Origin of the sequence: Klebsiella sp. 2680, from assembly GCF_900198535.1 — a bacterium.
GTDB classification, from domain to species: Bacteria; Pseudomonadota; Gammaproteobacteria; order Enterobacterales; family Enterobacteriaceae; genus Klebsiella; species Klebsiella indica.
The window spans coordinates 1,257,935-1,269,482 of the sequence record NZ_FZNJ01000002.1; the positions used below are offsets into that span (position 1 = coordinate 1,257,935).

An 11,548-nucleotide genomic window follows, 5' to 3' on the forward strand; every position below is an offset into this window, starting at 1 on the left:
CGGTAACGTCTATAATCGGCGGTCCACTCAGAGGTAGATCATGACTGTAACGACTTTTTCCGAACTCGAACTCGACGAAAACCTGCTGGACGCACTCCAGGATAAAGGTTTCACACGCCCGACCGCCATTCAGGCCGCCGCTATTCCGCCTGCGCTTGATGGCTGTGATATCCTCGGTTCAGCGCCAACCGGTACGGGTAAAACAGCGGCGTATCTCCTGCCCGCGTTGCAGCATCTGCTCGATTTTCCGCGCAAGAAGTCTGGTCCGCCGCGCATTCTGATCCTGACCCCGACCCGCGAGCTGGCAATGCAGGTTGCCGACCATGCGCGTGAGTTAGCAAAACATACCCATCTGGATATCGCCACGATCACCGGCGGTGTCGCATATATGAATCACGCCGAAGTGTTTAGCGAGAATCAGGACATCGTTGTCGCCACAACGGGCCGTCTGCTGCAATATATTAAAGAAGAGAACTTCGACTGCCGCGCCGTTGAAACGCTGATTCTTGATGAAGCGGACCGTATGCTGGACATGGGCTTTGCGCAGGATATCGAACACATTGCCGGTGAAACCCGCTGGCGTAAGCAGACCATGCTGTTCTCCGCCACCCTCGAAGGCGATGCAATTAAGGATTTTGCTGAGCGTCTGCTGGACGAGCCGGTTGAGGTCTCTGCTAACCCTTCTACTCGTGAACGCAAAAAGATTCACCAGTGGTATTACCGCGCCGATGACATTAAACATAAGACCGCATTGCTCGTCCATCTTCTGAAACAGCCAGAAGCGACGCGTTCTATCGTCTTTGTACGCAAGCGTGAGCGTGTTCATGAACTGGCTGGCTGGCTACGTGAAGCGGGTATTAATACCTGCTGGCTGGAAGGCGAAATGGTGCAGATGAAGCGCAACGAAGCGATTAATCGCCTGACGGATGGCCGTATTAACGTGTTAATTGCTACCGATGTTGCCGCCCGCGGTATTGATATTCCCGACGTCAGCCACGTCATCAACTTCGATCTACCGCGTACGGCGGATATCTATCTGCATCGTATCGGTCGTACCGGGCGCGCAGGTAAGAAAGGAACGGCAATTTCTCTGGTTGAAGCCCACGATCACCTGTTGCTGGGGAAAATTAGCCGCTATATTGAAGAACCGTTAAAGGCCCGCGTGATCGATGAGTTGCGCCCGGTAACGCGCGCGCCAAGCGAGAAGCTAACGGGTAAACCGTCGAAAAAAGTCTTAGCGAAGCGTGCAGAGAAGAAAAAGAAAGATAAAGAGAAACCGCGCGTGAAGAAACGTCATCGCGATACCAAAAACATTGGTAAGCGCCGTAAACCCAGCGCGGATACGGCGCCGCAGTCAAACGAAGAGTAAAAAAACGCCGGGAATGATATCCCGGCGTTTTCACATCAAATGAACCTTACAGGCTTTCGGTAAAAGTACGGGCGATAACGTCGCGCTGCTGTTCCGGCGTCAGAGAGTTAAAACGCACCGCATAGCCAGAAACACGAATAGTCAGCTGTGGGTATTTTTCCGGATGTTCAACCGCATCCAGCAGCGTTTCACGGCGCAGAACGTTCACGTTCAGGTGTTGACCACCTTCAACACGAACTTCTGGTTTCACATCTACCGGGATTTCACGGTATTCGATCTTACCCAGGTTGCTTACCGCAACCACATCATCTTCAGCAAAACCGGCTTTAGCACACAGGCAACGGGCTTCGCCTTTTTCACTATCCAGCAGCCAGAAAGAGTTCAGCAGGTCGTCATTTGCAGCTTTAGTAATTTGGATACCAGTAATCATTTGGTGCCTCCCAGGCAGTGTTTATCGATTATTGGCCTTCTCGGCCAATTGGTAAAACCATTGTTGTATGAGTGTATATATATCAGCCGGACACCCGGCATTCTTTGATTTAAATCAATAAAAACCACACCAGAAAAATGGGTATAACCGGATATTATTGTTTTACATCAAGTTACGCCCCAGCGAATGCTAAATAAATTTGTAAATTTTCAATTTTATTTGCATGAAGAACGTCAATCTGGCGGCGCAAATTTTGTGATGCTGAAAGATGCAGTTAAGCTATGGCAATGACACTTTGCAGGAGAGCAAAATGACCGCCCCATCAACCTGGCACGATGTGCTGGCAGAAGAGAAACAGCAGCCTTATTTTATCAATACCCTGAAAACCGTAGCTGAAGAGCGCCAATCAGGAATCACCATCTACCCACCGCAAAAAGATGTCTTTAACGCGTTTCGTTACACTGAACTCAGCGACGTCAAAGTGGTGATTCTGGGCCAGGACCCCTACCACGGGCCGGGACAGGCTCACGGCCTTGCTTTCTCCGTTCGGCCAGGGATTGCGACGCCGCCATCGTTGCTGAATATGTACAAGGAACTGGAAGGGACAATACCCGGCTTCCAGCGCCCGAATCACGGCTATCTCGAAAGCTGGGCACGTCAGGGAGTACTGCTGCTCAATACCGTATTAACGGTACGCGCAGGCCAGGCACACTCGCACGCCAGCCTCGGATGGGAAACCTTTACGGATAAAGTGATTTCCTTGATTAACCAGCATCGGGAAGGCGTTGTGTTTCTGCTGTGGGGTTCACATGCCCAGAAGAAAGGCGCGATTATCGATCGCCAGCGCCACTGCGTGCTGAAAGCGCCTCATCCTTCGCCGCTCTCCGCTCACCGCGGGTTCTTCGGCAGCAATCATTTCGTTCGGGCAAATCAGTGGCTGGCGGAACGCGGTGAAACGCCGATTGACTGGGTACCCAGGCTGCCGGCTGAAAGTGAATAACGCAGAGCCAGATTCAAAATGAGAATGCCAGCATTACGCTGGCATTTTTAACTCTGGACTAAGGCATCATGCTTTATTCTGACGCCACCATTCCGCCAGCAGCACGCCGGTCGCAACGGAAACGTTCAGGCTTTCAACATTGCCGGTTCCTTCAATCACCACATTCAGATCGGCGCTGGAGATAGCGGCATCGGACAGACCATCATTTTCCTGACCTAATACCAGCACCATTTTCTTCGGCAGTTCGGCTTTAAACAATGGCGTTCCGTTATGGCTCGACGTCGAAACAATCGCATAACCCGCTTTGCGGAAGCGATCAAGCGTATCGATAAAGCTGTCGCCCGTAATCGGTTCAACATGTTCCGCGCCGCCTTCTGCGGTACGAATTGCAGCCCCGGACTCCATAACGCCCGCATCCTGCACAATCACCCCCTTCACCCCGAAGTGCGCGCAGCTGCGCATAATCGCGCCGAGGTTATGCGGATTGCCGACATCTTCCAGCGCCAGGACGCAATCTTCAGCATCGGCTTTCGCCACCCACTGTTCAACCGAGGTCCCGTGCCGCTTTTTAATCAGGAAACATACGCCCCCATGATGTTCAGTGCCGGACGCTTTCGCCAGTTCTGCATCATCGACCACGTGGTAGGCTTTACGATTAGCCGCCATCCAGCGCAGGGCTTCTTTGAAGCGCGGGGTGACACTCTGAATAAACCAGGCGCGTACGATGGCATCCGGACGGCTCTGGAAAAGCGCCTGACAGGCATTTTCACCATAGACGCGGGTCTCTTCCGCACGCTGGCGGCGCAGCACTTCAGGATCGATAAAGCTTTTTCCGCTGATCCCGCCGTGATCCACTTTTACCGGCGCGTCATCACCCGGCGCGCGGGATACGGTACGCCACGGAGAGGTTCCCTCACCGACAAAACCTTCACGCTTGCGCTCATCACGTTTACGCTCGCCGCCGCGGCTCTCTTTTTCATCGCGCGCAGGGCGGTGACGACCGTCAACACGAGACTTTCCTGGACGCCCCCCGCCTTTCCCGGTTCGTGGGTTATGGGTACGTCTGTCAGAATCATCATCACTGCGGACATACATCACTTTGACCTTGCCGCTTTTATTTTTCAGTTCGTCGTCGCTCATCAATTTTCTCCACCTGCGCTGCGCGAAGCGCGCAGATTACCCGATGTGCCATCACTTAGCCATTATTTCATTTAAAAGCCGGAGTCTATCGTATTCATTGAATAAAACTCATTGTCCTTTATTATCTGAGCATCAATAATATGTAACATTACAGAAACAAATCGGCCACGTGCCGCGCTGCAACCCATAACCAGAGGTTAGTTATGAATACCGTTTGTGCCAGTTGTCAGGCTCTGAACCGCATCCCGGACGATCGTAGCGCAGAAGGCGCGAAATGCGGACGCTGCGGTCACGATCTTTTTGACGGCGATGTGATCAACGCGACCGGGGCAACGCTGGATAAACTGCTGAAAGACGATCTCCCTGTTGTTGTCGATTTTTGGGCGCCGTGGTGCGGCCCTTGCCGTAACTTTGCGCCAGTATTTGAAGATGTGGCGGAAGAACGCAGCGGCGAAATGCGTTTCGTGAAGGTGAATACCGAAGTGGAACGAGAACTGAGCGCGCGTTTCCGCATTCGCAGTATCCCCACCATTATGATGTTCAAAAATGGTCAGGTTATCGATATGCTGAACGGCGCCGTCCCCAAAGCGCCTTTCGATAGCTGGCTAAACGAAGCAGGCCAGCAGTAAACGAGACGGGGCGCCGCTTGTGCCCCGTTTTCACCTCTGCGACAATGGCGTCTTTTGTTAGCGATCCCCATGACTGATAACGCTGTCCTTCGCCTTCGCGCTGAACGCCTCGCACGCGCTACCCGGCCTTTTCTTGCCCGCGGCAACCGCATCCCTCGCTGCCAGGGTTGCCTGCTCCCGCAGAAGCAGTGTCTCTGCGCCACTCTCGCCCCGGCTACTGCCGCCAGCCGTTTTTGTCTGGTGATGTTCGATACCGAGCCAATGAAGCCCAGCAATACCGGACGGCTGATTGCTGACATCCTGCCGGATACGGAAGCATTTCAATGGTCACGCACCGAACCACCACAAGCGCTTCTCGACTTAGTCGCCGACTCGCGATACCAGCCGATGGTGGTTTTTCCGGCTTCTTATGCCGGTACTGAACGCCAGGTGCTTGATGCTCCGCCTCCGGGAAAACCGCCGCTGTTTATTATGCTTGACGGCACCTGGCCCGAAGCGCGAAAAATGTTCCGCAAAAGTCCGTGGCTCGATGCGCTGCCGATGATTTCCGTCGACCTGTCGCGTATCTCCGCTTATCAACTGCGGGAAGCTCACGCGGAAGGGCAATACTGCACCGCCGAAGTGGCGATTGCGCTGCTGGATCTCGCGGGGGATAAAACCGCAGCCGCTGCGCTTGGCGATCACTTTAGCTTATTCAGAACACGCTACCTGGCAGGAAAAACGCAGCACAGGGGCAGTATCACAGCATAATTGCCAGAAAGCGTTTAAAATCATTCGGTCATTGCGGATCAAAGGAGACCGGTATGAGCCAACGAGGCCTGGAAGCATTGCTGCGGCCAAAGTCGATCGCCGTTATTGGCGCATCCATGAAGCCACAGCGCGCCGGTTATCTGATGATGCGCAACCTGCTGGCTGGCGGATTTAACGGCCCGGTTCTCCCGGTAACGCCGGCATGGAAAGCGGTCCTCGGGGTGCTGGCCTGGCCCACCGTCGATACGCTGCCCTTCACGCCCGATCTTGCTGTGCTTTGTACTAACGCCCGCAGAAACCTTGAATTGCTGGAAGCACTGGGGAAAAAAGGGTGTAAAACCTGCATTATTCTCTCGTCCATTCCCGAACACTATCCTGCTCTGCTTGAGTGCGCCGCCCGCTACCAAATGCGGCTGCTCGGGCCGAATAGTCTGGGCCTTCTCGCTCCCTGGCAGGGTCTCAACGCCAGTTTTTCACCGGTCCCGATTCATCGCGGTAAACTGGCGTTTATCTCACAATCAGCGGCGGTCTCCAACACGATTCTCGACTGGGCTCAGCAGCGCGAGATGGGGTTTTCTTACTTTATTGCCCTGGGCGATAGCCTGGATATTGATGTTGACGACCTGCTCGACTTCCTTGCGCGCGACAGTAAAACCAGCGCTATTTTGCTCTACCTTGAGCACCTGAGCGATGCCCGACGTTTTGTTTCAGCGGCCCGTAGCGCATCGCGCAACAAGCCCATCCTGGTGATTAAAAGTGGGCGCAGCCCGGCGGCACAGAAGCTTCTGCACGTTAATTCCGGTATGGATCCCGCCTGGGACGCAGCTATTCAGCGCGCAGGCTTACTGCGGGTGCAGGACACACACGAACTCTTTTCTGCGGTCGAAACCCTTAGTCACATGCGCCCTCTGCGCGGCGAGAAACTGATGATTATCAGTAACGGCGCCGCGCCAGCAGCGCTGGCCCTCGACGAACTCTGGCTACGTAACGGCAAACTTGCCGTTCTCAGCGAGGAAACCTGCAACAATCTCCGCCAGGCATTACCTGACGGTATTGCCATCGCCAACCCGCTGGATCTGCGCGATGACGCCAGTAGCGAGCACTATCTCAACGCGCTGAATGTACTGCTGGATAGCCATGACTACGATGCGCTACTGGTAATCCATTCACCAAGCGCCGCCGCACCAGGAACAGAAAGCGCGCTGGCGCTCATTGACGCCCTGAAGCGTCATCCGCGCGGCAAGTTCGTCACCGTTCTCACCAACTGGTGTGGTGAGTTTTCCTCTCAGGAAGCCCGACGTCTGTTTAGCGATGCTGGTCTGCCAACCTATCGCACGCCCGAAGGGACGATTACCGCCTTTATGCATATGGTGGAGTATCGACGTAACCAGAAACAGCTCAGAGAAACCCCGGTACTGTCAAATTCCTTAACCGCCAATTCCACCGAAGCTCATAGTTTGCTACAGCGTGCGATTGACGAAGGCGCAACGTCGCTGGACACGCATGAAGTGAGCCCTGTCCTGCATGCTTACGGTATTCATACCCTGCCAACATGGATTGCCGCAGATAGTGCCGAGGCTGTGCATATTGCCGAGCAGATTGGTTATCCTGTGGCCCTGAAGCTCCGTTCACCGGATATTCCGCATAAGTCGGAAGTTCAGGGGGTTATGCTTTATCTGCGTACCGCCAGCGAGGTCCAGCAGGCGGCGGATGCCATTATCGATCGCGTCAAAATGACCTGGCCGCAGGCACGCATTCACGGGCTACTGGTGCAAAGCATGGCCAATCGCGCCGGGGCGCAGGAGTTACGGGTGGTTGTGGAGCACGATCCGGTTTTCGGGCCGCTGATCATGCTGGGCGAAGGCGGCATGGAGTGGCGTGCGGAGGATCAGGCCGCTGTCGCGCTGCCACCGCTGAATATGAACCTTGCGCGCTATCTGGTTATTCAGGCCATCAAAAGTAAAAAGGTGCGTGGGCGCAGTGCGCTACGCCCTCTGGATATTCCGGGCCTGAGCCAACTGCTGGTACAGGTCTCAAATTTAATTGTCGATTGCCCGCAGATTCAGCGTCTGGATATTCATCCTCTTCTGGCTTCCGGCCATGAATTCACTGCGCTTGACGTAACATTAAGTCTGTCCCCATTCACTGGCGATAGAGAAAGCCGCCTGGCCATACGCCCTTATCCGCAGCAACTGGAAGAGTGGGTGATAATGAAGAATGGTGAACGCTGCCTGTTCCGCCCAATCCTCCCGGAAGATGAACCCCAGCTATTGGCCTTTATTGCCCAGGTCACGAAGGAAGATCTTTATTATCGTTACTTCAGCGAAATCAACGAATTTACGCACGATGACTTAGCCAATATGACGCAGATCGACTACGATCGAGAAATGGCCTTTGTCGCAGTACGTTCCACAACGGCGGGGAATGAGATCCTCGGCGTGACGCGGGCAATCTCCGATCCGGATAATATTGATGCCGAGTTCGCCGTACTGGTGCGATCTGACTTGAAAGGCCTGGGTTTAGGCCGCCGTCTACTCGAAAAGCTGATTGCCTATACACAAAGCCATGGACTTCAGCGGCTAAATGGCATCACTATGCCGAATAATAAAGGCATGATCGGCCTCGCCAGAAAGCTGGGATTCTCGGTTGATATTCAGCTTGAAGATGGGATTGTCAGTCTGTCTCTTCAGCTTGTATCTGAGCAATGACAAACAGCCGGGCGCAATTGTTGACTACTTTAACGGGTAGTAATGGTATTATTGCCCGCTTACGTCGTCTGCATGGTACAGAAGACCCTTCAATAAACAGAGAAGAAACGCACTGTGATGTTGTCAAAATTTAAACGTAATAAACATCAACAACACCTTGCCCAACTCCCTAAGCTTTATCAGTCAGTTGATGATATCGAGTTCTTTTACGCTCCGGCAGATTTTCGGCAAGCGTTACTGGCCAGGATAGCTCAGGCCACCCAGCGTATTTGTATTATTGCGCTCTATCTGGAGCAGGATGATGGCGGCAAAGGAATTCTGCAGGCATTGTATGATGCGAAGCGCCTGCGCCCTGAACTGGATGTTCGGGTGCTGGTGGACTGGCATCGCGCCCAGCGTGGCCGTATTGGTGCCGCAGCATCAAACACCAATGCCGACTGGTATTGCCGCATGGCGCAGAAAAATCCTGGTGTCGATATCCCGGTTTATGGCGTTCCGGTCAATACCCGTGAAGCGCTCGGGGTTCTCCACTTCAAAGGCTTTATCATTGATGATTGCGTGCTCTATAGCGGCGCCAGTCTGAATGACGTTTACCTGCATCAGCACGATAAATATCGTTACGATCGCTATCAGTGTATCCGCAACAGCAAGATGGCCGATGTGATGTTCGACTGGGTTGAGCAGCACCTGGTACAAGGCCGTGGCGTTAATCGTCTTGACAGATCCGATCGCCCAAAAAGCCCGGAAATCAAAAATGATATCCGTCAGTATCGTCAGGAACTTCGCGATAGCAGCTACCACTTCCTCGGGAATGCGGATGAAGACCGGCTATCGGTAACGCCGCTCGTTGGTCTGGGTAAGACCAGCCTGCTGAATAAAACAATCTTCCATCTGATGCCCTGTACCGAGCATAAACTGACTATCTGCACTCCCTATTTCAACCTGCCCGCTCTACTGGTGCGTAATATCATCCAGCTGTTACGCGGCGGGAAAAAAGTTGAAATTATCGTCGGTGATAAAACCGCTAATGATTTCTATATTCCGGAAGATCAGCCGTTTAAAATTATCGGTGCGCTACCCTATCTTTATGAAATCAATCTACGGCGTTTTCTGAGCCGACTACAGTATTATGTCAACAGTGGGCAATTGATTATCCGTTTATGGAAGGACGACGATAACAGCTACCACCTGAAAGGCATGTGGGTTGATGACGAATGGATGCTGCTGACCGGTAACAATCTAAACCCTCGCGCCTGGCGCCTGGATCTGGAAAATGCCATTCTTATTCATGACCCGGAGAATCAGCTTAGCGCAATGCGTGAAAAAGAGCTAAATCTCATCCGTCAACATACCACGATCGTCCAGCACTATCGTGATCTACAAAGTATTGCCGACTACCCGGTGAAAGTCCGCAAACTGATCCGGCGTCTGCGACGAATCCGAATAGATCGTTTGATCAGCCGCATTCTCTGAATTGTTGCCCCGTACCACGGGGCTTTTTTCTGACATTTGCAGGCATATCATTAATTCTACAAACGCAGGCCCTTACCTTTACGGTGCAACGTCAGGGAAACCAGGAAAGCGATCGCCCCCATGACGGTGACATACCAGTAGAAAGCGTGCTCAATCCCGGCCGATTTTAACGACAGAGCAACGTACTCTGCCGAACCGCCAAATAATGCATTGGCAACCGCGTAAGATAACCCAACTCCTAAGGCCCGAACCTGGGCCGGAAACATTTCGGCCTTCAGAATCCCGCTAATTGAAGTATAGAAACTGACGATCAGCAACGCGCATACCACTAAAGCAAATGCCGCATACGGCGAACTTACGTGTTGTAATGCATTGAGGACAGGAACGGTAAACAGGGTAACTAATGCGCCAAAGCAGAGCATAGAGGTGCGACGGCCAATTTTATCCGAGAGCGCACCAAACAACGGCTGAACTAACATATATACTAACAGGGCTGCGGTCATAATCATACTCGCGGTACCCACCGTCATGCCCGCGGTATTGACCAGGTATTTTTGCATATAGGTGGTGAAAGTATAAAAGCTCAATGAACCAGCGGCAGTGAAACCCAGCACCATAATAAATGCTTTGCGGTTACGCCATAATCCTTTAAACGATCCCGCCTCTTTTAGCGCGCGCGTTTCCTGTTTAGACGTTTCGTCCAATTGACGGCGCAGCCACAGGGCAACGATAGCTAACACTGCGCCAAGCGCAAAGGGAATGCGCCATCCCCAGGCGTGCAGATCTTCATTGCTGAGGATTTGTTGTAAAACTACAACGACAAGTACCGCCAGAAGCTGGCCTCCAATCAGAGTGACATACTGAAATGAGGCATAAAAACCTTTCTTACCTTCAACGGCAACCTCACTCATATAGGTTGCACTGGTGCCATATTCTCCTCCGACAGACAGTCCCTGAAATAAACGCGCCAGCAGAAGCAGAGCCGGGGCCCAGGTCCCGATCGTTGCATAACCGGGTAAGCATGCGATCACCAGGGAACCAAAACACATCATGCAAACCGAGATAAGCATGGACGTCTTACGTCCACGTCGATCGGCAATACGCCCGAATAACCAGCCGCCAATTGGGCGCATCAGGAAACCTGCGGCAAATACACCTGCAGTTTGTAACAATTGCGTAGTGGTATTTCCGGAAGGAAAGAAAATGTGGGCAAAATAAAGTGAGCAAAATGAGTAAACATAAAAATCAAACCATTCAACCAGATTGCCTGACGATGCCCCTACAATTGCCCATATACGACGCCGGGTATCGCCATGATCCAGCGTTCTGCATGCGCTAATGCTACTTTCTGTCATTATAATTCTACTCCAGCAAAGACTGTAATCTGTCTCGTCGGGCGTGGCAGATTATCTGGATAAATTAATTGGTGAATAAAATGTTATACAATTGTTATAATTTTATATGTGACGGTTATCACGTTTTATTCCGTGACAGGAGCATTCAAGATTAACGATAACGCACAGGCGAAGATAAAGTGAAATATGAGGATAAGTGAGTCTGAGCAGGCCTTTGTGTTGGTTCATACGTAAGCCGGATAAGGCGCAGCCGCCATCCGGCAGTGCCCGGACGGTATAAACGCAAAAAGGCCATCCGTGAGGATGACCTTTGAGGCTGATGACAAACCTGATTTAGATATTGTGCTCGCATTTCTGCCGGGTGGCGGCCATCGCCTTACCTGGCATGTAAAACCAATAATATCATCATGTTATGGGTTTTTCGTAGGCCCGCGCAAGCGAAGCGCCGCCGGGCAATTCCGGAAAAACGCACTTTGTCAGCAATCTAAAAGGCCATCCGTGAGGATGACCTTTTCACTTATTTGATGCCTGGCAGTTTATGGCGGGCGTCCTGCCCGCCACCCTCCGGGCCGTTGCTCCGCAACGTTCAAATCCGCTCCCGGCGGATTTGTCCTCCTCAGGAGAGCGCTCACCGACAAACAACAGATAAAGCAAAGGGCCCGGTCTTTCGACTGAGCCCTTTGCTTTATTTGAT

General features: G+C 52.5%; 9 protein-coding genes. 6 read left to right on the plus strand and 3 right to left on the minus strand.

The features are described from left to right. Nucleotides 1–40: 40 nt before the first annotated feature. Entirely contained in the window at nucleotides 41–1,369 is a 1,329-nt protein-coding gene (srmB, locus tag FN037_RS13145; RefSeq protein ID WP_138361007.1) for an ATP-dependent RNA helicase SrmB, read from the plus strand. A gap of 46 nt (nucleotides 1,370–1,415) precedes the next feature. Here srmB and grcA read toward each other — a convergent pair whose 3' ends face one another. After that, a complete protein-coding gene (grcA, locus tag FN037_RS13150; protein ID WP_138361006.1) occupies nucleotides 1,416–1,799 on the minus strand; it encodes an autonomous glycyl radical cofactor GrcA in 384 nt (127 codons plus the stop codon). 310 nt (nucleotides 1,800–2,109) lie between these two features. Between grcA and ung the strand changes: the two genes are divergently transcribed. Then, nucleotides 2,110–2,799: a uracil-DNA glycosylase gene (gene ung, locus FN037_RS13155; protein ID WP_142502408.1), complete on the plus strand. Its 690-nt coding sequence runs from the start codon at nucleotides 2,110–2,112 to the stop codon at nucleotides 2,797–2,799. A gap of 66 nt (nucleotides 2,800–2,865) precedes the next feature. Here the strand turns inward: ung and FN037_RS13160 are convergent, their stop codons facing one another. Then, nucleotides 2,866–3,939: a tRNA/rRNA methyltransferase gene (locus tag FN037_RS13160; RefSeq protein ID WP_142502409.1), complete on the minus strand. Its 1,074-nt coding sequence runs from the start codon at nucleotides 3,937–3,939 to the stop codon at nucleotides 2,866–2,868. A 203-nt stretch (nucleotides 3,940–4,142) separates the two neighbouring features. Here FN037_RS13160 and trxC point away from each other — a divergent pair, with 203 nt between their 5' ends. From trxC to pssA, 4 genes are all read left to right on the plus strand, one after another. Continuing rightward, the gene (trxC, locus tag FN037_RS13165; RefSeq protein ID WP_138361003.1) at nucleotides 4,143–4,568 is read left to right on the plus strand and encodes a thioredoxin TrxC; all 426 of its coding nucleotides are present in this window, start codon (nucleotides 4,143–4,145) and stop codon (nucleotides 4,566–4,568) included. A gap of 69 nt (nucleotides 4,569–4,637) precedes the next feature. Further along, nucleotides 4,638–5,318: a tRNA-uridine aminocarboxypropyltransferase gene (tapT, locus tag FN037_RS13170; RefSeq protein ID WP_138361002.1), complete on the plus strand. Its 681-nt coding sequence runs from the start codon at nucleotides 4,638–4,640 to the stop codon at nucleotides 5,316–5,318. A 53-nt stretch (nucleotides 5,319–5,371) separates the two neighbouring features. Next, nucleotides 5,372–8,026: a bifunctional acetate--CoA ligase family protein/GNAT family N-acetyltransferase gene (locus tag FN037_RS13175; RefSeq protein WP_142502410.1), complete on the plus strand. Its 2,655-nt coding sequence runs from the start codon at nucleotides 5,372–5,374 to the stop codon at nucleotides 8,024–8,026. A gap of 117 nt (nucleotides 8,027–8,143) precedes the next feature. Beyond that, nucleotides 8,144–9,499 carry a CDP-diacylglycerol--serine O-phosphatidyltransferase gene (gene pssA / locus FN037_RS13180; protein ID WP_138361131.1) on the plus strand — a complete coding sequence of 452 codons (1,356 nt, stop codon included), beginning with the start codon at nucleotides 8,144–8,146 and terminating at the stop codon, nucleotides 9,497–9,499. A 56-nt stretch (nucleotides 9,500–9,555) separates the two neighbouring features. Here pssA and FN037_RS13185 read toward each other — a convergent pair whose 3' ends face one another. Next, nucleotides 9,556–10,854 carry an MFS family transporter gene (locus FN037_RS13185; protein ID WP_142502411.1) on the minus strand — a complete coding sequence of 433 codons (1,299 nt, stop codon included), beginning with the start codon at nucleotides 10,852–10,854 and terminating at the stop codon, nucleotides 9,556–9,558. Nucleotides 10,855–11,548: the final 694 nt, after the last annotated feature.

Coding starts and splice junctions, on each gene's coding strand:
- srmB (WP_138361007.1), top strand. CDS start 41: ATGACTGTAACGACTTTTTCCGAACTCGAACTCGACGAAAACCTGCTG.
- grcA (WP_138361006.1), bottom strand. CDS start 1,799: ATGATTACTGGTATCCAAATTACTAAAGCTGCAAATGACGACCTGCTG.
- ung (WP_142502408.1), top strand. CDS start 2,110: ATGACCGCCCCATCAACCTGGCACGATGTGCTGGCAGAAGAGAAACAG.
- FN037_RS13160 (WP_142502409.1), bottom strand. CDS start 3,939: ATGAGCGACGACGAACTGAAAAATAAAAGCGGCAAGGTCAAAGTGATG.
- trxC (WP_138361003.1), top strand. CDS start 4,143: ATGAATACCGTTTGTGCCAGTTGTCAGGCTCTGAACCGCATCCCGGAC.
- tapT (WP_138361002.1), top strand. CDS start 4,638: ATGACTGATAACGCTGTCCTTCGCCTTCGCGCTGAACGCCTCGCACGC.
- FN037_RS13175 (WP_142502410.1), top strand. CDS start 5,372: ATGAGCCAACGAGGCCTGGAAGCATTGCTGCGGCCAAAGTCGATCGCC.
- pssA (WP_138361131.1), top strand. CDS start 8,144: ATGTTGTCAAAATTTAAACGTAATAAACATCAACAACACCTTGCCCAA.
- FN037_RS13185 (WP_142502411.1), bottom strand. CDS start 10,854: ATGACAGAAAGTAGCATTAGCGCATGCAGAACGCTGGATCATGGCGAT.